25 protein-coding genes and 1 pseudogene are annotated in these 25,838 nt (G+C 44.0%); 20 read left to right on the forward strand and 6 right to left on the reverse strand.

What is annotated here, in order from left to right:
• Positions 1-19 precede the first annotated feature (19 nt).
• From LPB68_RS16560 to LPB68_RS16590, 6 genes are all read left to right on the forward strand, one after another.
• Positions 20-424 carry a VOC family protein gene (locus tag LPB68_RS16560; protein WP_068661086.1) on the forward strand — a complete coding sequence of 135 codons (405 nt, stop codon included), beginning with the start codon at positions 20-22 and terminating at the stop codon, positions 422-424.
• 233 nt (positions 425-657) lie between these two features.
• A complete protein-coding gene (locus tag LPB68_RS16565; protein ID WP_068661087.1) occupies positions 658-867 on the forward strand; it encodes a hypothetical protein in 210 nt (69 codons plus the stop codon).
• A gap of 734 nt (positions 868-1,601) precedes the next feature.
• A complete protein-coding gene (locus LPB68_RS16575; protein ID WP_418303807.1) occupies positions 1,602-1,835 on the forward strand; it encodes a helix-turn-helix transcriptional regulator in 234 nt (77 codons plus the stop codon).
• A complete protein-coding gene (locus LPB68_RS16580; protein ID WP_068661088.1) occupies positions 1,836-2,330 on the forward strand; it encodes a hypothetical protein in 495 nt (164 codons plus the stop codon).
• Positions 2,331-2,705: 375 nt separating this feature from the next.
• Entirely contained in the window at positions 2,706-3,215 is a 510-nt protein-coding gene (locus tag LPB68_RS16585) for a YfiT family bacillithiol transferase (protein ID WP_068661089.1), read from the forward strand.
• A 46-nt stretch (positions 3,216-3,261) separates the two neighbouring features.
• The gene (locus tag LPB68_RS16590) at positions 3,262-4,269 is read left to right on the forward strand and encodes a tRNA dihydrouridine synthase (RefSeq protein WP_068661090.1); all 1,008 of its coding nucleotides are present in this window, start codon (positions 3,262-3,264) and stop codon (positions 4,267-4,269) included.
• Between the two features lie 76 nt (positions 4,270-4,345).
• Here LPB68_RS16590 and LPB68_RS22860 read toward each other — a convergent pair whose 3' ends face one another.
• Positions 4,346-4,498 carry a hypothetical protein gene (locus LPB68_RS22860; RefSeq protein ID WP_157756239.1) on the reverse strand — a complete coding sequence of 51 codons (153 nt, stop codon included), beginning with the start codon at positions 4,496-4,498 and terminating at the stop codon, positions 4,346-4,348.
• A gap of 240 nt (positions 4,499-4,738) precedes the next feature.
• Between LPB68_RS22860 and LPB68_RS23900 the strand changes: the two genes are divergently transcribed.
• Entirely contained in the window at positions 4,739-4,879 is a 141-nt protein-coding gene (locus tag LPB68_RS23900; RefSeq protein ID WP_157891918.1) for a helix-turn-helix domain-containing protein, read from the forward strand.
• A gap of 293 nt (positions 4,880-5,172) precedes the next feature.
• Here LPB68_RS23900 and LPB68_RS16595 read toward each other — a convergent pair whose 3' ends face one another.
• The gene (locus LPB68_RS16595) at positions 5,173-5,934 is read right to left on the reverse strand and encodes an MBL fold metallo-hydrolase (RefSeq protein ID WP_068661091.1); all 762 of its coding nucleotides are present in this window, start codon (positions 5,932-5,934) and stop codon (positions 5,173-5,175) included.
• Positions 5,935-6,122: 188 nt separating this feature from the next.
• On the opposite strand from LPB68_RS16595, the gene LPB68_RS16600 reads away from it, so the two are divergent.
• Positions 6,123-6,572 (forward strand): Lrp/AsnC family transcriptional regulator, encoded by a 450-nt coding sequence (locus LPB68_RS16600; RefSeq protein WP_068661092.1) that lies wholly within the window; start codon positions 6,123-6,125, stop codon positions 6,570-6,572.
• A gap of 412 nt (positions 6,573-6,984) precedes the next feature.
• On the opposite strand, the gene LPB68_RS16605 is transcribed toward LPB68_RS16600, so the two are convergent.
• Positions 6,985-7,926: an ArsR/SmtB family transcription factor gene (locus LPB68_RS16605; protein WP_068661093.1), complete on the reverse strand. Its 942-nt coding sequence runs from the start codon at positions 7,924-7,926 to the stop codon at positions 6,985-6,987.
• 145 nt (positions 7,927-8,071) lie between these two features.
• Here LPB68_RS16605 and LPB68_RS16610 point away from each other — a divergent pair, with 145 nt between their 5' ends.
• From LPB68_RS16610 to LPB68_RS16645, 8 genes are all read left to right on the forward strand, one after another.
• Positions 8,072-10,825, forward strand: coding sequence for a glycoside hydrolase family 2 protein (locus LPB68_RS16610; protein ID WP_068661094.1), 2,754 nt, complete (start codon positions 8,072-8,074; stop codon positions 10,823-10,825).
• Between the two features lie 311 nt (positions 10,826-11,136).
• On the forward strand, positions 11,137-12,075 hold the full coding sequence (locus LPB68_RS16615) for an ArsR/SmtB family transcription factor (protein ID WP_068661095.1): 939 nt from the start codon (positions 11,137-11,139) through the stop codon (positions 12,073-12,075).
• Between the two features lie 290 nt (positions 12,076-12,365).
• Positions 12,366-13,718, forward strand: a complete 1,353-nt coding sequence (locus tag LPB68_RS16620) for an ABC transporter substrate-binding protein (protein ID WP_068661096.1) — start codon at positions 12,366-12,368, stop codon at positions 13,716-13,718.
• Positions 13,719-13,797: 79 nt separating this feature from the next.
• A complete protein-coding gene (locus tag LPB68_RS16625; RefSeq protein WP_068661097.1) occupies positions 13,798-14,685 on the forward strand; it encodes a carbohydrate ABC transporter permease in 888 nt (295 codons plus the stop codon).
• 2 nt (positions 14,686-14,687) lie between these two features.
• Positions 14,688-15,494 carry a carbohydrate ABC transporter permease gene (locus LPB68_RS16630; protein ID WP_068661098.1) on the forward strand — a complete coding sequence of 269 codons (807 nt, stop codon included), beginning with the start codon at positions 14,688-14,690 and terminating at the stop codon, positions 15,492-15,494.
• Entirely contained in the window at positions 15,491-16,537 is a 1,047-nt protein-coding gene (locus LPB68_RS16635; protein WP_068661099.1) for an acyltransferase family protein, read from the forward strand. The genes LPB68_RS16630 and LPB68_RS16635 overlap by 4 nt, the downstream gene beginning before the upstream one ends.
• Positions 16,538-16,563: 26 nt before the next feature.
• On the forward strand, positions 16,564-18,324 hold the full coding sequence (locus tag LPB68_RS16640; protein ID WP_068661100.1) for a glycoside hydrolase family 2 protein: 1,761 nt from the start codon (positions 16,564-16,566) through the stop codon (positions 18,322-18,324).
• 70 nt (positions 18,325-18,394) lie between these two features.
• Positions 18,395-20,905 carry a family 43 glycosylhydrolase gene (locus tag LPB68_RS16645; protein ID WP_068661101.1) on the forward strand — a complete coding sequence of 837 codons (2,511 nt, stop codon included), beginning with the start codon at positions 18,395-18,397 and terminating at the stop codon, positions 20,903-20,905.
• 616 nt (positions 20,906-21,521) lie between these two features.
• Here the strand turns inward: LPB68_RS16645 and LPB68_RS16650 are convergent.
• From LPB68_RS16650 to LPB68_RS16660, 3 genes are all read right to left on the reverse strand, one after another.
• Positions 21,522-21,926 (reverse strand): VOC family protein, encoded by a 405-nt coding sequence (locus LPB68_RS16650; RefSeq protein ID WP_068661102.1) that lies wholly within the window; start codon positions 21,924-21,926, stop codon positions 21,522-21,524.
• A 112-nt stretch (positions 21,927-22,038) separates the two neighbouring features.
• A complete protein-coding gene (locus LPB68_RS16655) occupies positions 22,039-22,569 on the reverse strand; it encodes a dihydrofolate reductase family protein (protein WP_068661103.1) in 531 nt (176 codons plus the stop codon).
• 27 nt (positions 22,570-22,596) lie between these two features.
• Positions 22,597-23,232: a dihydrofolate reductase family protein gene (locus LPB68_RS16660; RefSeq protein WP_232510310.1), complete on the reverse strand. Its 636-nt coding sequence runs from the start codon at positions 23,230-23,232 to the stop codon at positions 22,597-22,599.
• Positions 23,233-23,397: 165 nt separating this feature from the next.
• Between LPB68_RS16660 and LPB68_RS16665 the strand changes: the two genes are divergently transcribed.
• The 4 genes and pseudogenes from LPB68_RS16665 (at position 23,398) to LPB68_RS16675 (ending at position 25,754) form a co-directional block, all read left to right on the forward strand.
• Positions 23,398-24,003, forward strand: coding sequence for a TetR/AcrR family transcriptional regulator (locus LPB68_RS16665; protein WP_068661104.1), 606 nt, complete (start codon positions 23,398-23,400; stop codon positions 24,001-24,003).
• Positions 24,004-24,325: 322 nt separating this feature from the next.
• A pseudogene (locus LPB68_RS23460) lies at positions 24,326-24,678 on the forward strand (sigma factor); the annotation flags it as partial.
• Positions 24,679-24,766: 88 nt separating this feature from the next.
• A complete protein-coding gene (locus LPB68_RS16670; protein WP_068661105.1) occupies positions 24,767-25,006 on the forward strand; it encodes a hypothetical protein in 240 nt (79 codons plus the stop codon).
• A gap of 40 nt (positions 25,007-25,046) precedes the next feature.
• Positions 25,047-25,754, forward strand: coding sequence for a DNA alkylation repair protein (locus LPB68_RS16675; protein ID WP_068661106.1), 708 nt, complete (start codon positions 25,047-25,049; stop codon positions 25,752-25,754).
• Positions 25,755-25,838: the final 84 nt, after the last annotated feature.

The raw sequence follows: 25,838 nt of genomic DNA on the forward strand, positions 1-25,838 counted from the left end.
ATAGGAAGGATGATATCTTGTGAATTTCGCTTCTGTGCGCATCATTACTGACGACGTGGATCGTCTCGTCGAGTTCTATGAGAAAGTCATGGGTGTTTCGGCGGAGCGCCCCGCGCCCGTTTTTGCCGAACTCGTTGTGTCATCATGCACCCTGGCAATCGGCCACTCCCAGACGGCGCAACTATTCGGCGCTGGTTCCGTAGTGGCGGCCAACAATCACACTGTCATCATCGAGTTCCGCGTCGACGATGTCGAAGCCGAATACGCGCGCTTGAAGCTATTTGTCGATGATTGGGTAAAGGAACCGACCACGATGCCGTGGGGGAACCGTTCTGTGCTTTTCCGTGATCCCGACGGCAACCTCGTTAACCTCTTCGAGCCGGTGACCGAGGAAGCGATCAAACGGTTCAGCGGTAGGCGTTGACGGACAGTTAAGGTGAGTGAGGCCTCAATTTAGGGAGTGGCAACGATTTATAAAATAAATGGCCATCTAGTGCAGAAAGCCTTAAAATGAGCAAATGTGAAAATTACGTATGCTAAAGAGGAAATGAATGAAGTAAATAAGTAGCTGAGGCATTTGCAAAAAGATCGTATGGAGCTTACTGATAAACTGCTGAACAAGACGCGGGACGATGAAATATTCAAAGGGGAAAGGAATTGGATAACGTCATTTTCCAGGAACAGGAAAACGAAGTCTCCATACATGCGTTCCAATTAGAAGTTCAGCGTATTACTCAACTGGAAATTTCGGATGAAGAAATCCTTCGAGAAGTGTTTCATCGATTAATTCACAAGGTCGAAGTATTTGAGGATAGCAGCATAGAAATCCACAATAGTTTCAAAAATCCGTTGTCGCTGGGGGCTTAGAATGCCCCCTTCCATTATATCAATAATAAGCATTCGATACATGTGGAGTGCTGTGTGTCGCTAGTGAGGATGCATTGAATAAGTAGCTCATTTACCTGATTTATTATTAAGCTTAAGCAGAGATAGTGCTTGAGTTTTTTGTATTTTTCGCAGATTTAAAATGATTTTATTATACGTTTGGAAGGTATCTTGGGTCTAAACTCAGCTGGGAGAGCGCAATGCTAGCAGCGATGCGCTCAGGGGTTCGATCCCCCTAGGCTCCACCAAAACAATGAACAACACGCAACCTACTAGGGTTGCGTTTTTTATTTGGTGGTAGTCCCTAAAGGTGCAAACCCCGGGGTTCGCCCGCGCGGAACCGGACGAGCATGGCGTTGAATCCTTCCGCTAAGGTCGTCCTCGCCGAATATGCTTCGTAAGCAGTAAAATCGAGGATTCAACATTCCCCTTCTTGGCTCCACCAATACCTAACAAAAACCGCAGAGAAGCCGTTTTATTGTTTGACTACATTTAATGATTAACGGATGCCGCAGCATAAGGCACTACGAGCAACTGTAGGTCGCTTACCTTTGTGTCTACTTTCTTGACAGATGTCCAAAAACAGTTCGAGCTTCGGACAAGCAATACCACGCCAGGGGCATCCCGTTATTTATTTCCACAGATTATTTAGGTAAGGAAAACATTTACATTTTTAATGATGTAAAGCATACTTAACGTAAAGCTTACTTTACATTATGATTACCGCGTTTGGAGGGGATCGCATTAAAAATCATATCCGGGAATTGCGGAACGAGAATGGCATGACGCAAGAGCAACTGGGGGAGATCATCGGAGTCTCTCGGCAATCGGTCATAGCGATCGAAACGATGAAATACAATCCGTCGCTGGAGCTCGCTTTCAAAATCGCAAAAGCGTTCCACATGCAAATCGAGCATGTATTCGTATTTGAAGAAAAGGAGGAGAAGTAGATGGTATACGTAGGAATATATGGAGGTCTGCTGTTCGGGATTGTAGGTTGGTACTTCGGCAGGCGAGCCGTGGCCAAAAATAACGGTCTGGATGAGGTGCTCGCCTATATTGCAGCCAAGTCTCGCTCGATCTCATGGTACTTCACGATTGCGGCGATCTGTGTGTTGTTCTCACTGGAAGTATTCGGCCTGTCTATCGGCACAATTCCGTCGCTGGCGATTCTGCTGTTCGTTCATCTGGGCAGTTGGGGGCTGACTTCCCTCATCCTACATTCTCGTATGACAAACGATCCCGACGAGACCGGCAAAGGCAAGCTTCAGCTCGTGCAGGGTATTGCAATCGGCGTATCGATTCTGATCCTGTTTGCCATCATCTATATTTTATCAGGTGACTGGCGCTTCCTGCTTGCCGCTATCCCACCCGTTCTGCTGAACGTGATCATTATGATATCCGTTCGGAGGAAGCATGCGGGAAGCGGGAAGAAGACGGGATGATTAACTGCATCTACTCTTTCCGATCGAACCTTGTGACGAGGCCAATTAAATAGTCATTCTCAATGTATACTTATGGCTGTGTAAATGACCATCCGTAGGAGAGCGCATCGCTGGCAGTGGTGAGGTCAGGGGTTCGATCCCCTTACATTTTGTCAATAATGAGCATTCCACTCATATGGAGGCGGTTGCGTGAATGGAGTTGGAGTTGGTCTAGAAATAGATGAGAGCGAATCCTAAATAAAAGTACATAGGTTATTGCTGATGTATATTGGCTTTTACCTGTGTAATTGTTATGTAAATGATTTACAACAGCTTAACGGATTGGTATATTAAACGTTAATTCAAAAAAATAATAAGTTGAATAGAGGGTTGAAAATGAATATAAAATACCCAATTGGAAAATTAGAAGTTCCTGAAAAAGTAACATTTGAAAATGTTCAAGAATGGTTAAAGCAAATTGAAACTTATACGATTCGATTGAGAGAAACAGTAGATTTAATAAGTGATGAAGAATTGAGCAAAACTTATCGTGAAGGTGCTTGGACAGTTCGTCAGCTTGTGCATCACATTGCAGATTCTCAGTTGAACATGTATCAACGTTTGAAATTAGCTTTAACAGATGACAACCCAACAGTACCTGCTTTTGATGAAGAGAAGTGGGCGATTCAACCGGATACCGAGCTTCCTGTAGAAAGTTCAATTAAAATGTTAGAAGGTATAAATGAGCGCATCGTATCTTTAGGTCAAAGTTTAACTGAAGAGCAATTAGATCGAGCATTTACTCACCAAATAAATGGTAAAATCACAGTGGCAACAAAAATTGCAAAATTAGTTTGGCATGAAGAGCATCACTTAGCCCATATTAAAATTGCATTATCACAATAATTTATTTTATTTAAAATGCACAACTAGAGCTGAAGCTGTATCCATAATGAGAGGATTTGAGTTTGAAATGATAAATAATTTTTGGCGTGATTTGCCACGACCATTTTTTGTGCTTGCACCAATGGAAGATGTGACGAACGTTGTTTTTCGCCAGGTAGTGAGTAAAGCGGGTAGACCGGATGTGTTTTTTACAGAGTTTGCAAATACGGAGAGCTATTGTCACCCAGTGGGAAACCTTAGTGTACGTAGTCGTTTACTATTTACCGAGGATGAACAACCAATGGTTGCACATATATGGGGTGATAAGCCTGAGTATTTTCAGGAAATGAGTATGGACATAGCGAAATTAGGTTTTAAAGGTATAGATATCAATATGGGTTGTCCAGTGCACAATGTGGCATCCAATGGGAAGGGAAGTGGCTTGATTCTCCGTCCAGAGATTGCTGCAGAAATCATACAAGCGGCAAAAGCAGGAGGACTGCCTGTAAGTGTGAAGACGAGGCTTGGTTACAAGGAGGTAGAGGAATGGCAGGACTGGTTAACTCATATATTGAAACAAGATATTGCTAATCTTTCAATTCATCTGCGTACAAGAGAGGAAATGAGCCAAGTAGACGCGCATTGGGAACTGATTCCTGAAATCAAGAAACTTCGAGATCGTGTGGCACCAGATACACTATTGACGATTAATGGAGATATTCCTGACCGTGAAACTGGCTTGAAGCTCGCTGATCAGTATGGTGTTGATGGGATAATGATTGGGCGTGGTATTTTTAAAAATCCATTTGCCTTTGAAAAAGAGCCGAAGGATCATAGCAGTATCGAATACCTTGATCTGTTAAGATTGCAACTTGATCTCCATGATAAGTATTCCCAAGAATTAGAGACACGTCCATTCAAAGCTCTGCATCGCTTTTTTAAGATTTATGTAAAAGGGTTTCGAGGGGCAAGTGAACTAAGAAATCAATTGATGAGCACAGTGTCTACAGATGAAGTACGTACGCTACTTGACTCATTTGCAAATAATATTGATGGAACGGATATAGTTAAATGATGTAGCTCTTAATAAGTGACCACTAGACGACACATGTGGAGTGCACAGTGTTACTTAAATGGAAAGGGGCTTCCGATTAAGGCCCCTGTAATAATACACTCATTCCCTGAGGGTGGGTGATGTAGTGAATCTTGATAGAGCCATCTTGATGGACTTCTATCTTTTTAATTACTTGATGGAGCAATTGTTTTATAACTTGCTCATCATCAATGTCAAGCTGTGCAAACAACGCAATTTTCTTCTGAAAGGCACGGAATTACTCTTCCGTGTCTTTTTGTGTTTCGAGAACGGATTCCAATTCCGCTTTACGTTTGGCTAGGACACTTCTTCACGGTGTTGGCATAGTGTTCCGGTATAGGTGACGTTGGTCGAAATACACTTAATGCTTGATTGTTGCCAAACCGTTCCTTGATTACCTCGCTACGTAACTTCATCTCAATAACACAACAGGGCAGTAATAATGGAAGATATGAAGGCGTACCTAGGTCACTTGTACTCCGCCGATGAAGTAGCCAAACTTCTGAGCATTGATATGAACACCTGCTATAAGTGGCTAAGCGAAGGACGAATTAATGGAATGAAGTTAGCAGGGTCGTTTTGGAGGATATGAGAAGCCGATTAAAGGGCATTCGTAGAGCAATCTATCATTGAGGGGAGACGTTAATCATGGAGAAGTATTATACAGTTGCTACTATCGCTCTAGCAAGAAGAAACGCAAGTGACAGAGACAGTCTGAGAGTCGTTTAAGGGTCTGTATGAGGACAGATATGAGCAAGAGCAACCCACAAGGCGGATTCTGAAAGGAACGATGAGGTTAATACATAAGTAGACAATCTCAGGAAAGAATAAAAAGACCCTATAAGGCTAGGGTCATGTAGGAATTTGGCTTCAATAAACTTAACACTAAAACGTGTAGGATTCCCCGTCATTTGGAATCAAAACATTAGAGGAGATTCCTTTTTCGTAAGTAAAAATATTTAATTCTTCCCTTGATAATGTCCAATGATTAACTGCTTCCATATGGACAGATATAATTTTCGCCTCAGGGGCTGCTTTATAAACATGGTAGATATCCTCTTTCCCCATTACTAGAGATCCGCCTTGAAGGAATTGATTATCTCCTCCATTTACAACAATGATTTCCGGTTTGTGTGTTTCGATTGCTTCCCCAACAGCTTCATACCAAACCGTATCTCCAGCAATATACAATGTTTTCTCACTTGGGTGCTTAAAGACAACACCGCACACATGTCCAGCAAGTTGTAATATTTCTCCTCTGCCGTGTTCGCCTTTAGTTTTAACTAATCGAATATCTCCAAAGGCTATATTTTCTTGTAGTACTTCTACATTTTGAAAACCAGCATTTCTGATTTCTTTTGCGTCCCCTTCGTTTTGTACAAACAATTTAATATCCTTTGGCAACAACTCTTTAGCCGCATCGTCCCAATGGTCTAAATGTAGATGAGTGACAATCACTGCATCTAAGTTGCTGATAATATTGTCAACCGAGGTTGGCAAGCCAACCAAAGGATTGTTTTGATCTTGTCGTAACGAATTAGGGAAAGGTGGGTAAGTACCTTTTTCCCCCAAAAAAGGGTCGATTAAAAACTTCTTCCCTGCATATTGGACAACAAGTGTCGCATTTCGAATCAGTTGTATTTTCATGTGTAATGGACTCCTTTTTTGATTTGGGTATAGTTTGCTCAACGGTCAATTAACAAATACATGTTCCCTTTCTCAACTTTGGGATAAGGATTACTGTATAATAAAATGATAAATGACATCTTGAATTTATTCGATGCTTCGATGAAACATTTCTTCATTAAATCATTTCACGGTGAAAGGATTATTATATGCAACTTGATCAAACTGATTATCAGATACTTCGGTTACTAACCGAAAATTCAAGGATTCAATGGAAAGACTTAGGGGAACAAATTTATATGACTGGACAAGCAGTAGGTAATCGTATCAAAAAACTTGAGGAGAGCGGTGTAATTACATCCTATTCCCTAATAATCGATGAAATGAAATTAGGGCTTTCTTATACAGCATTTGTTATTATTCATATGAAAACAGCAAATCACGATTCGTTTATTCTTTTTATAATTGATCAAAATGAGGTAGTTGAAGCACATCGAATTTCGGGTGAAGGCTGTTACCATTTAACGATAAAAGTTTCATCCCAAGATCAACTGAACCTTTTTCTTGATAAACTTCTCAATTATGGGAACTACAGTTTGAATCTATCCATACAAAAAATCAAACAAAGCAGTACGTTGACCGCCGCACCAAAAGAGTAGCAAACGCTTAGTTATTACTACAAACAATAGAGTAAACACTATTCCTTCGAACATATACACGTTTGTTGTCACTGTCTACTCGATACATGTAGAGTGTCTAATATTGACGGTTCGCAATGTCTAGACGGAAGATGTGACAGTATTGCTCAGGCAAAGTAGTGAAACGTATTACAAACAGTGATAATGTAAATAACGTGATGTGTAAGGGGGGGCGACTCCCCTTGGCTCCATCCGTAATAGCAGTAAGTGTGCCCTTAAAGGGTATGCCCACTGCTTTTTTGTATAATGAATTCCAATGAATATAGATAGAAATCAACTAGAAAAAACAAAAGGGGTGCCCCTAGCCATTTTCATGACTTATGGGACAGCCCCTTTTTTGCAGGTTAATCAATGGTTCAGTTAATCAAAGGGCTTATGGACGTTCATGTTCAGAACGGCGAATAAAGGAGAGCACGATATCCTGGGCATGGTCTCCGAAATTGCTGCCGAAAAGATTGAGACCGCGCCTGTTAACCGCATCCTCTTGTACTTCGAAACGGAGACGAATTGGTTTATTAAAAGCCAGATTGAGCATGTCGACAGTTGTTGGAGAAGAGGGAACATGGTTAATCTGACTGCCTTTACTTGAAATGCTCCATTCGGTCAGCATACCGTATTCCGTGCCACTCTTCCATCGTTCTGGTGTTAGTTTGCCTTTACGATCACCGAAATCGGATGGACAAGTATAAATGCCGACGAGCTGGTCATTGATGGTTAGGGTAATATCAGTTGCCCAATCCTCACGGAACGAGGGCGCTTCTGAACATAGTTCTGCCGATATACGAATCTCATCCAGTATGACGCCTGGTGGTAGAGGATTGGCAAAATAGTATTCGACATAACCGGATTCTGCGAACCATAGTAGGGATGCATCGATTCGATCCGGCATATAGAATACTCGTGGATCATCCTGGGATCCGATAACACTCCCGTCTTTTCCTGCCATGCCGCAGGACGGTTGTACAGAACAGTTGGAGAACATGCCGATGGGCATATGTATCTCTTCTGTTGGATGTAGTCCTTCTCCTGGTTTCGAAGGAAGGTCAAGTTGGATAGCACGGCAAGTGACCGAGCATATTTTCTCACGGTTCGCACCCTGTGTGGAGACGATCAGATTTACCTGCTCCAGTGTTTGTACGTTGATAGAAATAGTAGGTTGGGCTACACCAAGGACCTCGGCTAACTGACTGACACTCATCGACCTGTCACCAAGTGCTTCAAGTATACGAACACGAACATCTCCGGATAGCGCCTTAGCTACATCCAAGATACGCGATGCTGGATAACGAATAATTTCTTGTATTATTTCGCTCATAAATTGTTTTCCTTTTCGTAATGATGGAATGAGATTATTGTACAATGAAGATTGGGTATTGTAAAACTATAATAAACATTGCGAAAAACATATACTGGTGCTAAAATGGGCTCAACTTCACATTTTGAAAGGTTGTGTTCATGTAATGAGTACTTCTGTATTGAATTCTGAAAGTCTGAACATTCCTCGGTCTGAACATCCACATCCGCATTGGCAACGTATGGATTGGATGAACTTGAATGGTCAGTGGTCATTTTGTTTTGACCCCAACGATGAAGGCATTAGAAGTCAGTGGCATACCAATCATGAAATCGTTTACAACTCCTTGATTACGGTTCCTTTTTCTTGGGCAAGTCCTCTATCTGGAATAGGTAGTGATACTAAAGGGATAGGCTGGTATCGCCGTACTCTGACTTGGCAGCCTTTCGTACAGGGTTCACGATTATTTCTGCGCTTTGGAGCAGTAGATTATTCTTGTGATGTGTGGATTAATGGTATGCATGTCGGTTCACATCATGGTGGTTACGGCTCATTTGAGTTCGAAGTTACCCAGTCCTGGCAAGTTGAATGCGAGAATACGATTATCGTAAGAGTAGAGGATTTCGATCAGGATTATCAGGCACGTGGTAAGCAGGGATATGGAGAGATTCGCGGGATATGGCAACCGGTTTGGTTGGAATCCCGACCGCAAACTTATGTGAAGGATGCTAAATTTGTAACCTTCATTGACGGACAGGTTGAAGTGACGGCAAGAATCACAGCGCATGAAGCTGGAACAGCAGAATTAACGCTGCAATTTGCAGAGAGTTCTATCCAGCATAGAGTAAATCTAGACCTCGTAGCAGGTGAGAATGAAATTAAGAGCTCTTTAAAAGTGAATGACCCCCAGTTGTGGAGTCCAAACACGCCTTATCTATACGAAGGGGAACTGCAGTTATCAGGATCTTTTGGCACAGATGTAGTTAGTACTTATTTCGGAATTCGTGAAATCCAAACCGTTCGCTTCGAAGAACGCGGATATCGCTGGATTACATTGAATGGCAAGCCAATTTATTTGAATGGTACCCTTGACCAGTCCTATAACAAGACAGGTTATTTCACTTACCCGTCGGATGAAGAAATGCGGGATGAAATATATCTCATGAAACGTTTGGGGTTGAACTTTGTTCGTATTCATATCAAGCCTGAGGAGCCACGTAAGTTGTATTGGGCCGATAAGCTAGGTATTCTCGTTATGGAGGATATGCCTTGTTTCTGGGGTAACCCGGATGAAAAGGCGCGTACATCCTATGAAAGGGAAGCGATTGAGATCATTGAGCGGGACTATAATCATCCATCTATTTTCTCATGGGTTATGTTCAATGAGACTTGGGGACTGAAGACAGACGCTAAAGAAGCGGGCGTGACGGCTGACATACGACAACAGAGCAGTTATCTGCCGGAGACGCAGGAGTGGGTCCGAGAGAAATATCACTGGGCCAAGCAGCTTGACCCAACCCGGATTATTGAGGATAACTCGCCGTGCAACTATGATCATGTCGAATCGGATATCAATACATGGCATTTGTACATTAATGGGTATGATCAGCTTCGTTCCCATCTAAATGAGGTTATGTATAAAACATTTGCGGGTTCAGACTTTAACTGTATCGGCGGTAACGTACAATCCGATGCACCGCTAATGAACAGCGAGTGCGGCAACGTCTGGGGTATTGATGGTGGAGCTGGTGACAGTGATTTGGCATGGCATTACCGTTATATGATGAATGAATTCCGTCGGTATGATAAGTTGTGCGGGTTCGTATTTACTGAATTCCGCGATGTTACGAACGAGTTCAACGGCTATTACCGGCTTGACGGGTCCGATAAAGATTTTGGTTATGATGCGTTTGTACCTGGCATGACAATTGCTGATCTGCATTCACCAGATTTTATCGTTATCGATGCACCACCGTGTCAAACAGTAGATGCAGGTATAAAAGTAAATGTTCCTTTGCTGCGTTCTAGCTTCTGTGATCAACATCATGGAGGGGTGCTTCAGTTGAAGTGGGAGTTGTATTACGACAATATGGGTACCCGAGTTGTTGCAGATTGCGGACATATTCCTGTGAAGTGGGATAGCTTCGGAGTAACTCCTCTTCCGTCTTTGACCGTTACTATGCCCGGTCAGGACGCAGTGGCGGTGCTCGCAATTTCCCTGATCAATGAAATAGATGATGTTCTCACTCGTAACTTCATTACGTTTGATGTAAGAAGCGATAAAGAGGACGGAGTGTTTGAAGGGAAAGGTGATTTTGTAAGTATTCCAGTAGGGGACTTTATAGAGCAGACCTTTAAGCACCAGTGGGGAGCTATTCAGGGTGGAAAAGTCAACGGTGCTGGAGAAGGGAGTTACGTATATGACGTCACTCTACCGGATTCAACGGAGAAGAAGATGATTGGTGAAATCGAAATTATGTTCGAAGCAGGTGCTAAGCGAGTGCTTGCGCGCAATGTTGAAGGAGCAAAGGACAACGAGATGGGGATTAGCGCCATGCATGGTGCTGATGCCAAAGTGGAATATAATCCGAATACGTATTATATGACCGATGATGTGCGTCACCCTTCACGAGTCAACGTTCTAGTTGATGGCAAACGGATTGGTTCATTTGATTTGCCGAACGACCCGGCCGATAGTAGAGGGGTATTGTCATGGCATTATCAGGCGGTTGCGAACAAGTTAGACGAGGCAGGTTCTTATGGTTATTTGTGTAAGGTGAATGTACCGGGTCAGTTAGCTTCCAAGCTGGATCGTAACCGTTCTTTCCGCCTGGAATTGCAAGCAGAGGAAGGCGGGATGGCTTTGTATGGCCGTAATGCTGGACGTTACCCGTTTGATTTGCTGATTCGGTATAACTAAGTTAAACGGATTGTAGTAAAAGGGTGATTTAGGATCGTTCTAAAGGGCATTCGCGCAGTACGAGGATTCAAAGCTTCGCTGGAGAGAAGATATTTTACCGGATTTATCCGTTATCTATCATTTTTATTACAGGAATATTGTTTATATTGTATGAAGAAAACCGGCATATTTGGTGTCGGTTTTTCTGATTTCACAGGAAAAATGCTTATCAGTTAACGATTATCCGATATATTTAATATTATTGCTTTAATACAGTTTATTGTAGTAAAGTACTTATGAGATGATGTATGTAAATTTCGTAGGAGGTTCTTATGCTAGAAGTCGGTATACACGAAGCGGATAAGTTGGTTCAGGTCGCTCACGCCCTTTCAACGCGATCCAGAGTCGACATTCTTCGCCTTCTTAATACACGGAGCATGAATATTATCGAAATTGCCGAGGCTTTGCAGCTTCCAGTTTCGACGGTTGCCAATAATGTGAAGGTGCTCGAAGCGGCCAAACTGATTAATACCGAACTGCTTCCGGCCGTGCGCGGGGCCATGAAGGTATGCAGCCGGAATTATGACGATATTCTGATTGGGTTAAATTCGAGTGTCCGATCAACAAGGGACGGAATGAAGTTGTATGAGGTGGAGATGCCTATTGGGCATTATGGTGATTGTGAGGTTCACCCGACATGTGGGATGGCTACGCATGAAGGAATGCTGGTAAGAGAGGATGAACCAGCCAGTTTCTATCATCCGAAACACGTGACGGCTCAGATCATCTGGTTCCGCAAAGGGTATGTGGAGTATCTGCTTCCCTTGGAGATACCCCAAAATGCAAAGATTCAATCGATTGAGCTGTCGATGGAGATGTGCTCGGAGGCGCCAAATTACGACAATGATTGGCCATCGGATATTTCAGTGTGGGTGAACGGAACAGAAATCGGAATGTGGACCAGCCCTGGAGACTTTGGAGACCGACGGGGCGTGCTGAATCCGTCATGGTGGCTCGATTGGACGACTCAATACGGATTGCTAAAAACATGGCGCATCGACCAGGAACGGACTACGCTGGATATGCAAAAGGTGTCAGATGTCACATTAAATGATCTATATTTGAATCAGCGTCCGAGCCTCCGGGTCCGGATCGGAGTCAAGTCGGATGCGGTTCATAAAGGCGGCGTGAATCTCTTCGGCAAACAATTCGGAGATTACGACCAGGATCTAGTCATGCGTGTATCATATACCATGGATGAGCTAGAATAAGAGAAACCATCATTTCATACCGAAATGATGGTTTCTCTTTGTTAGGTTAATAACTGGGCAAGTATTTAGGAAAACTTGTCCTTTTATTATATATCGAGGTAGGGACTTGCACCATTTGTTACAATATATTTGTAACAAATGGCTAAATCAATAAAGTATTACAATAAAATAGTTTGAAAGCGTTGACAAACGGTATATTCGGCTTTATATTAGCTAAATAGGTACAATAAATATGTAATAAAACAATATTGATGTTTTGTGCCTCATCAAAAGTTATAAGGGGGGTCAACATGAAAAAAAGTTTTGGGATCATGCTTGCTTTATTATTTTCTTTTTCCGTGATTTTAAGTGCATGTGGTGGCAGCAATAATGGCAACTCGGGAAGCAACAATGGAGCAGCGGGTACAAATGACGGAACGACCGGCCAAAATAATGAAAGCGCTTCAAATGGTGATGGAGAGAAGGTTACCCTGTCATTCTGGACGTTGTTCTCAGGCGGTGACGGCGACAATATGCAGGCGATGATTGATTCCTTTAACAAGGAACATCCTAATATTCAAGTCAAGAATACGAAGCTGGAGTGGGGAGAGTATTACACGAAGCTCATTACCGCAGTTGGTAACGGCAATGGTCCGGATGTCGGTATTTCGCATATTTCCCGTCTACCTGACCTGATCAACCAAGGGGTTGTGTCCGAACTGGATGATGTGGCTACCGAAGCTGGGGTAGACTGGTCAACCTTTAATCAGAATATTCTGGAGGCTTCCATCGTGGATGCAGCTCATTATGCGGTGCCAATCGATACGCATCCATTCATTATGTACTACAACAAGAAATTGCTGAAGGAAGCGGGACTGCTTGATGAAGCAGGCAAGCCTATTATGGAACAGTCGTCCGACGGGTTCATCACCTTCTTGACTACGCTTAAAGAGAAATTGCCTCCGAAAGTGATGCCATTTGCTATGTCGAACACGAATGACGACCCGTTCCGTCTGTGGTGGGCGCTCTACTCCCAATTAGGCGGCAATGACGTGGTTTCCGATGATCTGAACTCGGCGCAGATCGATACAGATAAAGCGGTTCAAGCAGCTCAGTACATCCAGGACTTATATCATAAATATAAAGTGATTAAATTGAACGATCCCGACTTCTATAAGAATTTCCAAAGTGGCACAGCAGCCATTATGATGACAGGTGTTTGGGCAACAGGGACTTGGGAATCCACGAAGGATCTTGAATTCGGTGCGATGCCGATTCCTAAGGTATTTGACCAAGAAGCTACCTGGGGTGACTCACATACGGTAGTTCTTCCGGTAACAAAGAAAGAAGATCCGGCGAAACGGAAAGCGGCAATTACTTTCGCCAACTGGCTTGCGGACAACGGTCAGGTCTGGGCGAAGGCTGGCCATATTCCTTCCAAGCCTTCCGTATTTGAGAAACAGGAATTTAAAGATCTTCCATATCGTAGTGACTATGTATCTGTAGCTTCTACTGTTAAATTCAGCAAAGCATCTACAAAGAATTGGCAAATACGTGATTTGGCCATGTTTAAATACTTGAACGAAGTGTGGGCGAACAAATTGACTCCGACAGACGGAATTACCAAAATGACGGATGAAGTGCAGAAGGTATTAAACGAATAATAGATCAAGGCAATGAATTCGGCAGACTTTGCGGCATTTGCCGTAAAGTCTGCCGGTCATATGGGGAGGTAATGCGCTTATGAAAATGAAGAAATTGAGAGTAGATGTGCAGGCATTCCTGTTCCTGCTCCCCTTCTTGGTCGTTTATTTCCTGTTTACCATCTGGCCAATGATCAAGGGCGTGGAGATGAGCTTCTATAAATGGACGCTTATCAAGAAGATGAAGTACGTTGGATTGGGCAACTATGAACGGATGTTTCATGATCAAGATTTTTGGGCATCCATCTGGCACTCCACGATTTTTGTAATCATCACAACGCCGTTAATGATCATATTGGCAATTATTTTGGCACTCATAGCCAATCGTAACTCTAAGCTACAAAGATTTTACCGCAGCGTGTTCTTTATTCCGAGTATCCTTTCCGTGGCGGTTGCCTCCTTTCTAGGATTGTTTGTATTTCAGCCTTATACGGGGCTTATAAATTCTTTGCTTCATTGGGTGAAGCTGCTTCCTGAAAGTTCGGAGATCTTTTGGTTATCAGAGACGAATTTGGCCTGGATCGCCATCTCGCTATTAACATTATGGTGGACCGTCGGTTTTAACTTTATTTTGTACTTATCGGCAATGCAGGATGTACCGGATGAGGTCTATGAAGCGGCGCGTTTGGATGGAGCGAGCGATTCCCAAGTTTTCTGGAAAATTACGCTCCCACTGCTCAGCCCGATTACCAAAACGATAACCATGCTGCAAATCATAGCCTCTTTTAAAGTGTTTATGCAGATCTATGTCATGACTGGCGGGGGGCCGTTGGATGAGACTCGTCCTGTCATACAACTGATTTGGCAAACGGGCTTCCGTAAGAATGACCTTGGATATGCATCCGCCATGTCCTATATGCTATTTGTTATTCTTCTTGTGCTGTCTGGTCTGCAGTACTGGATGAATAACCGGAAGGAGGTTGACTAGAGATGAAATGGTTCTATCGGATTGTTTCAATGTTTATGGCCTTATTATTTGTTTTTCCACTGATCTGGATGCTTGTGGTATCGGTGAAAAAGGAAGGCATGAAAATTACGTCCGTAGTGGACTGGTTTACACCACCGTATTCCTTCGCTGTCTATCATGAAATCATTACAGGAACGAAATTAATCAGTTGGTCTTGGAACAGTTTTTTTATAGCCGTTTGTGTAACCCTATTGACCCTGATGATCTCTGCAATGGCTGGGTTTGCATTGTCCAAGGTTCCGTTCAGGTACAGGACGTTTATGTTTTTTTTCGTTCTCGCTGGCCTGCTTATTCCAGGGGAAGCGATCCTCATTCCGCTGTACCAGGTAGCCAAAGATATGGGAATTTTGAATTCTTACATGGGACTGATATTTCCGGCTCTAGCTTCACCCTTCGCCATTATAGTGCTTAAGAGTTTTTTTGACGGAATCCCGAACGATCTGCTAGAAAGTGTTCAGATGGACGGCGGCGGTCTCTGGCGGATATTCGTAAGTATCATGCTTCCGCTTACCCGTCCCGCGCTCGTATCGATCGCTATTCTAACGTTTATCGGCTCTTGGAACAATTTCCTCTGGCCGTTCTTATCAGTTACCGATGACAACCTGTTCACGTTACCGATGGGGATTCCTACATTAATGAACCAGTATACGGAAGATTATGTGAAGCCGATGGTTATTAATGCGATAGCTTCTCTGCCGATCATGCTTCTATTCCTGATATTTGAGCGTCAGATCATCAAGGGAGTCAGTCTCTCGGGAATTAAAGGATGAGCGGAGGCTTAACGGCAACGCATCAGCGTGAAAGAGAGATTGATATATTCAAGGGTCTGTTAGTGCTTGGGATGATCTATTGCCATTGCTTGCAATTCTTCAGCGACCAGATGATCTTCCCGCAAGGGCAACAATTTATCGATGTCATTAACTTGATCACGTTCTCTGGTTTTGTGTTCAGCTTCGGTTACGTATGCCAGTTGGCTTACTATAGCAAGCCGTTCTCGCGGGTCTGGCACCGTATGCTGGTAACGGCGATTAAAACCCTATTAGCCTTTTATATTTCCGGGACGGCATTTCGGTTGTTTATTGATAAACGTCCGCTGGAATGGAATACGATTAGGCCAATCCTGCTACTGAGCGACATGCCGGGCTGGTCTGAGTTTTTGTCATCCTTTACTTATTTGATCGTTCTCGGTTTGTTGTTGTTTGTTCCATTAAAATGGGTGATCGGACGAAAATGGATGGGGTTCTCCATGGCGGGAATCCTGCTGTTGACCACATTTATTCCTTATGAGGCGATCCAGGTGGTTGCTTTGGCTCCTTTGCTTGGTACAAGAGATTTTGCTTCATTTCCAGTGATGCAATATTTCTCTTATTATCTGCTAGGCATGTTGTTTGCCCGCTATCGAATCGCTTGGGACTTACGTGTGCTTGCTGGAGCAGTAATTGCCTCGGGTGCTTTTGTCTGGAAGTGGCTCTCGTCGGCGAATGCTTCCCTGCCTGAGCGGTTTCCACCCTCGATTTGGTGGGTCGTTGGACCGGCATTATTGTTGTACGGATATTATCTATTGTCTCGGTTGATGGAGAAATATCCGCTGCCGTTCTTCCCGCTGGAAGCGATAGGGCGGAATGTACTTTGGTACCTAGTCATGAGTAACGTACTTATCTTTGCGCTGAAATCAAATCAACCGCTGTTACTATTGGGGTTGCTGGATACGTTGTGGATGGAACTTGGGCTGCTTGGGGTCATCGGATTCTGCATATGGATTATTACCAAGCCAACGCGCCGCACTGCTCATATAAATAAAACTAAGATATAACTATTGGAAAAGAAGGAGTAGAAACAATGGCTGACCAACTAGTACGCAATGAATATCCCCGTCCACAATTTATACGTGAGGCATGGATGAGCTTGAACGGGGAATGGGAATTCGATTATGACGACGAAGGGATGGGGGAGCGAGAAGCATGGTATGAAGATCATGTGTTCGGCAGTGAAATCAACGTACCTTTCTGTTACCAGAGCCAATTAAGCGGAATAGGTGATACAGGATTTCATGATATCGTCTGGTACCGGAAAGTATTTTCCTTACCGGAAAATTATAAAAGGGGACGGTTGCTCCTTCATTTTGGCGCCGTAGATTATGAAGCGAAAGTATGGGTGAACGGGAAGGTTGTAGTGCAACACGAAGGCGGACATACGCCGTTTCATGCCGACATTACAGATGTCCTTGCTGAAGGTGACAATACCGTCGTAGTAAAGGCAACCGATTATAGCCGGGATGTGACTTTACCGCGGGGCAAACAGTTCTGGGAAGAGAAATCCGCGGGGATATTCTATACACGCACAACCGGAATTTGGCAGAGTGTATGGCTTGAACCGGTACCGGAAACACATATCCGGAGAATCCGGTTGACTCCAGATATAGACGAAAATAATATTGCATTGGACATTTTTCTGTCCGGTTATCGCCCGGGAGTCGTGGTTAGCGTAAAAGCTGCCATTACATTTAAGGGAGAATTTGTTGTGGAAGATACGTTTTCGCTGCGACATGAGTCAGCCAATCGCCATATTCATCTTGAAGATTTCAACGACCATGGTCTGGGACGCTGGTGGACGCCTGAGAAACCGAATTTATATGATCTGGAATTAACTTTAAGTGTAGACGGTGTGGTTGCGGATACGGTGAAGAGCTATTTCGGCATGCGGAAAATATCCATAGAAGATGGAAAATTACTGCTGAATAACCGCTCCTATTTTATGAAAATGGTGCTGGATCAAGGTTATTTCCCAGAGGGCATATTGACTGCCCCGAGTGATGATGAACTGCGCCGGGACGTGGAATTGACGAAGGAAATGGGCTTCAACGGAGCGCGTAAGCACCAGAAAATCGAAGACCCGCGCTACTTGTATTGGGCGGATCGCCTGGGGCTGCTGGTTTGGGGAGAGATGGCGAATGCTTATCAATTCTCAGAGTCATATGTGGCGCGAATGACCAAGGAGTGGATTCAGGCTGTGGAGCGGGATTATAATCATCCGTGTATCGTGGCCTGGGTACCGCTCAATGAGAGTTGGGGCGTGCCCAATATTCTGGTTGATAAGCAGCAACAGCAACACGCATTATCGGTCTATCATATGACGAAATCACTAGATCCGACACGTCCTGTCATTTCGAATGATGGATGGGAGTTAGTGAGCACCGATTTGGTGACGGTTCATGATTATGAATGGCGACGCGAAGTGTTGACGGAGCGGTATGCTACCAAGGATGCGGCACTAAGCGCCCAACCGGGCAATCGGTGGATTTTGGTCCCCGGTTTCCCTTATGCGGGTCAACCGATTCTGGCAACGGAGTTCGGAGGTATCTCCTTCAAGAAGAATGAGTGGGAAGGATGGGGATACTCCGGGGCGGTCAATGAGGAAGATTTTGCAGAGCGGTTGAAGAACATCGTGGAGCCAATGCTGCAATCTCCGGTCATTCAAGGATTCTGCTACACACAATTCAGTGATGTGGAGCAGGAGATTAACGGTTTGTTGACTTATGACCGGAAACCGAAGCTTTCGCTGGATATGATTCGCTCTATAGTGGAAGGAACCCGGATTTAATTAGACAAACGGCAGATTACGTTATCTAACGGTCTGCCGTTTTTCTTTTGAGGGAAAGGAGATCGTTGCTATGCGTTTTGGAAAATGGCTGGTGATCGTTATACTGCTGCTAGCAGCGGGGGCTTGTTCACCTGTGGAGCAAGAGCCGACCCGGACTTGGAGTAACCCTATGTCATTACCGGATGAATGGGAAGAGTATGGACTTGGAGACCCCTTTATTTTTTCATTTAACGGGTATTATTACTTGTACGTGAGCACGCGAGATACGGATGCTGGGGTCAAAGTATGGAGCTCACCGGATTTGATGGATTGGACGTATCGCGGATTGTGTACGGAGGATCCGGTTACAACAGCTGCGTATGCGCCCGAGGTCCGGTACTGGAACGGCAAATTTTATATGTATACTTCCCCGGCGGGAAATGGCCATTATGTGCTGGAAAGTGAGACGCCCGTGGGACCTTTCCGTGTGGTGACGGACAATTTCGGAAGAACGATTGACGCCTCGACTTTCGTGGACGATGATGGGACCTGGTATTTCTATTATGCGGGAACTGGAGGGATCGATGCTGCACCGATGGATTCACCGTTGTCTGTAACGGCTACTGGTGCTCCCACAGGAGCGTTTATGGATGGGTGGACTGAAGGGGCGACAGTATTTAAAAGAAACGGGTTGTACTATATGACCTATACCGGGAATCATGTTTTCAGCAATGGTTACCGGATCAATGCGGCGGTCAGTGAGTCGCCCTTAGGGCCATTCAAGCCGTTTGAAGAGAATCCCGTTCTGGTACGAACGGAAGGGAAAACGGTCGGGCTGGGTCATAACTCGCTTGTCACCGGGCCGGATCTCGATTCCACGTACATGATTTATCATAATCTGGAGGGGCCGGGCATTGTAGGGCCACTGCGCCATATGAACATGGACCGGCTCTTCTGGGACGGTAACAGATTCTCTGTAGCCGGACCCACAGACACGCCCCAACCTGCTCCGGCTTTGCCTGTATTTTTTGACCGATTTGAGCGGGATAAGCTCGGCAAAGCGTGGCTTGAATCTGGGAAAGGAAACTGGTCGATCGATCGCGATAAGGGAGCTGTTGTCCAGGCGGGGGATACGACTGGCCCAGCTATGATACGGACTAAATCCGAGACGGAGTCTGGGTTTACGGCAGAGTTTTATCTTCGCGCGGAGAGCGAAGCGAAAGCGGAGTCTAGGATCGGAGCAGTCTTCTCGTACAAGGATGAAAAAAACTATGGAGCGGTATGGTTGAATCCCAAGTTGGGTCGGATGGAGCTGACTGAACGTTCCGGCGGGACAGACCATATCCTTGGAGAAGCTGATCTACCCAAAGACTTTGATTACAGTCAGTGGCATAAAATCCGGATCGAGCATGCTCCTGTCGGGAATGTCGGTAACGCCAATCTGCACGTATATATTGACGAGATGCAGAAATACGCCGGATCGTCGGCGACAGGTGGAGGCGCCATCGGTTATGCTGCGGTTGGACTGGATGTGTGTTTCGGTTACGTCGCGTACAACAACGATGTGAACGGCAGCAGTGACGGAAGGTACTATCAGCCGTTGCCGGGACAAGTGCAAGCGGTTCATTTTGAGGAAGGTAAGGAAGGTAAAACCTATGGGGTTACACAGGAAGCAGATGTGGATGCCAGCTCTCCATATCGCCCGGGCACTATGAGTATGGAGAGCGATGGTAACGACGGTTACGTACTGTCCGGATTGCTAGCGGGGGACTGGGCGAACTACTTAGTGAATACAGGGGAATCCGCGCCATATTCGATTCGGTTTCGTATCCGTCCTCTATCGGAGAGTGTGGCATTCCAACTGGTTGACCAGGATAACAGGGAGATTGCGGGATTCTCGGCAGCTAAGGAGGAAGCGGGAGAATGGCAGACGGTATCCTCAGGGGAAATCATGTTGCCAGCGGGGCAACAACGCTGGAAGCTGAAAATTACAGGTGGAACTCTGGACCTTGACTGGTTTCGGGTTGAGCGTTACCAGTCTGTCGAGAAATGGGAGGATAACTTTGATGATGGCAATGATTTTGGTTGGACCAGGTTTGAAGGCATGTGGTCTGTGAAGGACGGAGAACTGCGGGCTTCTTCGGTGTCACCTGCCAAATCCTTGACTGGCGAACCCGGTTGGTCCGATTATAGCGTTCAGGCCGATCTACAGCGAATGGAGAATGAAGGGCGAGCGGGTCTGCTCGTTCGGGCTACAGAACCGGCAAATGGGCTGGATCAGAACCAGAACCGGTCCGATTTTGTCCGCGGGTATTATATTTATGCCGATGCCGAAGGTTTGCATCTTGATAAAATCAACTATGGCATTATCCCGTTAAAAAGCGTGGCCTGGGGAACGAATGCCCCTGGAGTGGATGGAAAGTTTCATTTAAAGGTGTCTGTGCGAGGTGCAACGATTGAGGTATATACGGGCAATTCAAGCGAATCGGTTCTTTCTTATACCGATCGCAGTGCTTCACCATTTCTTCAGGGACGGATCGGTCTGCAGAGCGAAGATGTTGCGGTCCGTATAGATCGGATCGGGGTAGATCCGTTACATTAAGAGTGGATAATCTTTGATGCGAGAAAAGGGATGTCGCTGATCCGGGGATTGAATCAAATGGAGGTTCCTTAATGAAATCATTCGGAGAGAGCTGGGAAAGACGAGCGTCTGCATCAATAAGGGCAAAATTACGCCTAAAAAATTCATACAAGAAAGCCAAAGAGTTCTGGAGAAAGTAGATTCTATATATAAGTTGGAGTTTCTCACCACTTGATGAAGATATGACAACCATTACTTTCCCCAGACTTTGGAGCGCAAACATCAAAGTTTTTATAAAAAAGCTGCACAATATAACTGAAAAAATTACCATAATGCGGAAATGCAGAAAAAATGTGGAAAATAAACTTTGGTGAAAATAATTAGCTGAGCTAACGGCATATACATGATAGCTTATCACAGACCCAACAGATTAAACGTCGAAAAATCGATGTATTTGCTCCAACATGCACATAATCCAGTCATGTGGAGTGCTTAATATTGATGGTGCTGAAAGAATAGATGAGATGTGACAGTATGGCTCTGAAGCATTGGTTGTAATTGTGTTCACTTGGGCTACTAACCAAAAGCCCCATCCCGATATTAGTTTCGGGCGGGCTTTTTGCTCATGCTCTTATTTTTAGGCAGTCGGTCCCACGGTGGTGATCATCCACATTATGCCGAATTTGTCTTCGATTTGTCCGAACAAGGCGCCCCAGAACGCTGGCTCCAACGGGCACTTCACATTACCGCCTTCAGATAGCTTATCAAAGGCTTCGCGGGCTTCGGCCTCTGTTGCGAACTCGAGAGACAGATTTATGGCGTTCCCCCGAATTATCGGCTCAAATACGGAATCGGACATTAAGAAGTTAATTCCTCCGGCAATCAGACTCATGTTAACGACTTTTTCCTTGAGCTCTTCCTTTGCTTCAGGAAGCTGCCCATGCGTCATAACGGAGAGGATCTCTCCACCAAGCGCATGGGTGTAGAACTCAGCTTGAGCTTTTGCGTCCTCCGACATAATATAAGTTGTGATTTTTGCCATCTTATAACATCCTTTCATTCCTGGTTTGGACTGTTCTTGTTCTCAGCCTCTATGAAGACAACGAATGAGTAATGACAAAATCGACTGATTCCAAAAAAATATTTCTGTCAACTCATTCTGAGGCTTGATAGGTTAAAATGGCCACCCCAGTTGATGTTTTTTTAACGTCTACCAGCTTCAAGTTTTTTGGATTCTGTTCTGTAAAAAGTCGTTTGCCCTTGCCTAATACGACTGGACAGACGATAAGGTGATATTCATCGATAAGATTGTGCTCCATCAAGGAGCGAGTCAAGTGACCGCTGCCATAAATCAAATATTGTTTATCTGTTTCCTGCTTAAGCTTAGCCACTTCTTCTATCATGTTGTTCTTGATGAAACTCGCGTTCCATTGGGGTTCTCCCAGTGTGGTGGTAGGTACATATTTAGGAATAGAATTCATCCTGGCGGCACCCTCTTCCTCCATATTGGGCCATGCCGCGGCCATACCTTCGTAAGTAACCCGCCCCAGAAGAAGCGCGTCGCTCACTTTAAACACTTCGCCCTGGAAATCGGACAGTTCATCATTCCAGAAAGGTGCTGTCCAAGCCGGCTCTTCCATGACTCCGTCCAGTGATAGATAAATCGAAGCTATGATTTTTCCCATTTTTCATTCCCTCTTTCTTTCTTGAAATTAATTATCCAACTGGTAGACAAGCCCTGTAACTCCCGATTGGAATATTCGGTTTGCGACGAGTTTCAGCTTGATCCGGTCTGTGAGGTTGTTAAAGAGAGGTAATCCACTGCCGAGGATAACCGGGTGGACGTTAATCCGATACTCATCGATTAGTCTATGTCGGGTGACATTGCTTGCGAATCTTGGACTTCCGAGGATGATGATATCTCCTCCAGGTTGCTCCTTAAGGCGAATGATCTCTTCCTTCATATTTACCTTCACTAGCCTGGAGTTTGCCCAGTCCGTTTGATCCAGAGTGGTGGAAAACACAATTTTAGTCGTCTTGTTAATCCATTCTGCGTGCCCCTTGTCATAGTCCGACGCCGACGGATTACCCGGCACCGAAGTCCAGTAATTCTGCATACCCTGGTACGTTCCACGCCCCCACATGACTGTGTCCACTGTGCTCAGAATATCTTTCGAATATTGGCCAAGCTCGTCAGTAAAAGAGATCCAACTTATGTCCCAATCCTGCTCTCCTTGAACGAAACCATCCAGCGATATGTGCATTAGCATAATTACTTTTCTCAGTTTTCGATTCTCCGTGTTTGAACGAATAAATTCCTGTGACATAGATTCTCCTCTAATTTCCAATCATCTTGCCTCCTTTACTTTACAATTATAAAGTTGTACATGAATATTATTTACTTTAACTTAACTTTTGTCAAGTAATATAGCGTGATTTGACTGTATCAACTTGACTCATGTTAAATTAACTTTTATAGTTTGATTAACGATTCATAAAATGGAGATGAAAAATTGGGTGAGATTCGAAACGCGGAACGTACGCGGAAAAAGATACTGGAAGCAGCAAGAGGAGAATTTTTCTCGAAAGGGTACACAGGTACTCGAATAGAATCGATCGCTACGAGAGCGAATGTTAAGAAGCAATTGTTATATCATTACTTTAAGGGGAAAGAAGAGATCTTCGAAGCGGTGATGGAGAACCTATATTCTCAACATCTGCCAATTTCTTTAAAAACACCTACTAATCCAGTGCTTCTGGCAGAGCATCGATTAGAAGTAAACATAGAATATCGAATGGATTTTCTAAAGTTTACAGCTTGGCAAGCGCTTGAAGACCAACCAGATAACCCGCATAGGAATACAATAAGAAAGCAAGTTCTTCAATCCTATGTTGAGGATCTAAGTTCTAAACAAGAATTTGGACTTGTTCCTGAAGATTTGGACCCTGCCTTATTGACCTTAGCGATAACCAGCTTAACCACTTATCCGCTTGTTTTTGCTGATGCAACAAAAATGATTACCGGAATGTCTCCAACCGACAAAGAATTTCAAGAAAAGTGGAAGACTTTTCTTACAAAAATAAGTGAAAAAATTCTTACTAAAGATAGCAGCAGTTAACTAAAATCGATAATAACATCGTAGGGATAGCAGTATCGAGATTCATTATGATTTCAACGAATACTTCACATGTGGAGTGCGTGGCATTGTTGGTAAGGAATTTGAAACAGACAAATAAACTCATGCTATAACAAATAAAGACTTTCCAAAATCGGAATAATGTCGCAATAAGTCAGAGTAGATCCGTGAATAAGAATATAAAAGACAAATTAAATACCCTTATAAGGCATAAAATTAACCGGATGAGATCCTAGGTAACATTCCTGATCTCACTCGGTTTTTCCGTTTTCAGAATACGGTTTTAGAAGCTTATTTTTTTGGTATTAGCTTACTCTCCTTCCAACTGACTGGATCGGTCTCCGATGCGGAGGATGCTGTGCAGGACGTATTCCTGAAGTTGCATGATGTAAAGCTGGAACGTTTGGTTGAACCTAAAGCATATTAGTGCAAAATGGTAACTAATCGCTGTCGAGATTTATTCAAATCGGCGCGTAAGCGGCGGGAACAGTATTTAGGGCAATGGCTTCCAGAGCCCCTTCTTACTTCAATGATGAATCGTTTGAATCGGTTGTTCAAGGTGAGCTGCTGTCTTATGCTATGCTCGTATTGCTTGAAAGGCTGTCCCTTGTCCATCCTATTGAATCTCGCGATCTCGTCGCCAAGTTCCTTCTCGGCTTAATTCGTAAGGCTCCTCATAAGAATACGAGCGATTAATCGTAGGGTTTCTTTACTTCATTCTGATTTATAAAGGTGATATTGTTATTTGGCAAAACATCGTTTGGTTTGTGTCATTGCGAACTACTATTCTTCTCATTTAGAAAAAGTGGATGATATTCGTTATTTCGAAGAGTCTGGTATACTGGTTTCTGACGCTATTGTATTTTTAAAGGATATGGAGGAGACAAAAGACGGTATTAAGGTTGTCTTATCGAAGGAGGAAGTACTATCTCGTTTAGGTAAAGGGAATTTGTCGTTCTTGACATTACTAAATCCAATTCCATGACAATAAGGATTCCAATTTATAAATGAAGGAAGTGTTAACAATGAATTTAGAAACAGTTATGCAGGAGCTTGAGGAGCTCGGCAAGGAACGAACCAAGAAAATCTATATATCTAATGGCGCACACGAACCGCTTTTTGGCGTGGCAACTGGTGCTATGAAACCCATCTTCAAGAAAATTAAAATAAATCAACCTTTGGCTGAGCAACTTTACGCCACGGGGAATTACGACGCCATGTACTTTGCTGGTATCATTGCGGATCCCCAAGCCATGACTGGAGCAGATTATGATCGTTGGATAGATACGGCTTATTTTTACATGCTGTCTGATTTTGTGGTTGCAGTAACCCTGTCAGAATCAGATATTGCACAAGAAGTTGCCGATAAATGGATTGCAAGCGGTGAAGAACTGAGAATGTCAGCGGGCTGGAGTTGTTACTGTTGGCTTTTGGGAAATCGTCGTGACAGTGAATTTTCCGAGAGCAAAATTGTCAAAATGCTTGAACTTGTGGAAAATACAATTCACGAATCTCCCGAACGAACGAAATACGCTATGAATAGTTTTATTTACACAGTGGGTGTATCCTATTTGCCACTCCATGATCGTGCAGTTGAGACCGCTAAGGCAGTAGGACCAGTAGAAATTACACAAGATAATTCGAAAAGCAAGTTCCTCAACGCTTCCGATACTATTCAAAAGGCAGTAGATAAATCACGAATTGGTTTCAAACGCAAACATGTAAGGTGTTAACATCAATGCCCAAAATAGATAAGGCAAATTCTCATTCAATTTTGAATGAGAATTTTCCTTTATTATACGAAAACAGGAATTACA

The organism is Paenibacillus crassostreae (assembly GCF_001857945.1).
Lineage (GTDB): Bacteria > Bacillota > Bacilli > Paenibacillales > Paenibacillaceae > Paenibacillus_AQ > Paenibacillus_AQ crassostreae.

What these genes read in the sequence shown, in the direction of transcription:
- LPB68_RS16575 (WP_418303807.1), top strand. Translation starts at nt 1,602, where the DNA reads ATGATTACCGCGTTTGGAGGGGATCGCATTAAAAATCATATCCGGGAA.
- LPB68_RS16580 (WP_068661088.1), top strand. Translation starts at nt 1,836, where the DNA reads ATGGTATACGTAGGAATATATGGAGGTCTGCTGTTCGGGATTGTAGGT.
- LPB68_RS16585 (WP_068661089.1), top strand. Translation starts at nt 2,706, where the DNA reads ATGAATATAAAATACCCAATTGGAAAATTAGAAGTTCCTGAAAAAGTA.
- LPB68_RS16590 (WP_068661090.1), top strand. Translation starts at nt 3,262, where the DNA reads ATGAGAGGATTTGAGTTTGAAATGATAAATAATTTTTGGCGTGATTTG.
- LPB68_RS23900 (WP_157891918.1), top strand. Translation starts at nt 4,739, where the DNA reads ATGAAGGCGTACCTAGGTCACTTGTACTCCGCCGATGAAGTAGCCAAA.
- LPB68_RS16595 (WP_068661091.1), bottom strand. Translation starts at nt 5,934, where the DNA reads ATGAAAATACAACTGATTCGAAATGCGACACTTGTTGTCCAATATGCA.
- LPB68_RS16600 (WP_068661092.1), top strand. Translation starts at nt 6,123, where the DNA reads ATGCAACTTGATCAAACTGATTATCAGATACTTCGGTTACTAACCGAA.
- LPB68_RS16605 (WP_068661093.1), bottom strand. Translation starts at nt 7,926, where the DNA reads ATGAGCGAAATAATACAAGAAATTATTCGTTATCCAGCATCGCGTATC.
- LPB68_RS16610 (WP_068661094.1), top strand. Translation starts at nt 8,072, where the DNA reads ATGAGTACTTCTGTATTGAATTCTGAAAGTCTGAACATTCCTCGGTCT.
- LPB68_RS16615 (WP_068661095.1), top strand. Translation starts at nt 11,137, where the DNA reads ATGCTAGAAGTCGGTATACACGAAGCGGATAAGTTGGTTCAGGTCGCT.
- LPB68_RS16620 (WP_068661096.1), top strand. Translation starts at nt 12,366, where the DNA reads ATGAAAAAAAGTTTTGGGATCATGCTTGCTTTATTATTTTCTTTTTCC.
- LPB68_RS16625 (WP_068661097.1), top strand. Translation starts at nt 13,798, where the DNA reads ATGAAAATGAAGAAATTGAGAGTAGATGTGCAGGCATTCCTGTTCCTG.
- LPB68_RS16630 (WP_068661098.1), top strand. Translation starts at nt 14,688, where the DNA reads ATGAAATGGTTCTATCGGATTGTTTCAATGTTTATGGCCTTATTATTT.
- LPB68_RS16635 (WP_068661099.1), top strand. Translation starts at nt 15,491, where the DNA reads ATGAGCGGAGGCTTAACGGCAACGCATCAGCGTGAAAGAGAGATTGAT.
- LPB68_RS16640 (WP_068661100.1), top strand. Translation starts at nt 16,564, where the DNA reads ATGGCTGACCAACTAGTACGCAATGAATATCCCCGTCCACAATTTATA.
- LPB68_RS16645 (WP_068661101.1), top strand. Translation starts at nt 18,395, where the DNA reads ATGCGTTTTGGAAAATGGCTGGTGATCGTTATACTGCTGCTAGCAGCG.
- LPB68_RS16650 (WP_068661102.1), bottom strand. Translation starts at nt 21,926, where the DNA reads ATGGCAAAAATCACAACTTATATTATGTCGGAGGACGCAAAAGCTCAA.
- LPB68_RS16655 (WP_068661103.1), bottom strand. Translation starts at nt 22,569, where the DNA reads ATGGGAAAAATCATAGCTTCGATTTATCTATCACTGGACGGAGTCATG.
- LPB68_RS16675 (WP_068661106.1), top strand. Translation starts at nt 25,047, where the DNA reads ATGAATTTAGAAACAGTTATGCAGGAGCTTGAGGAGCTCGGCAAGGAA.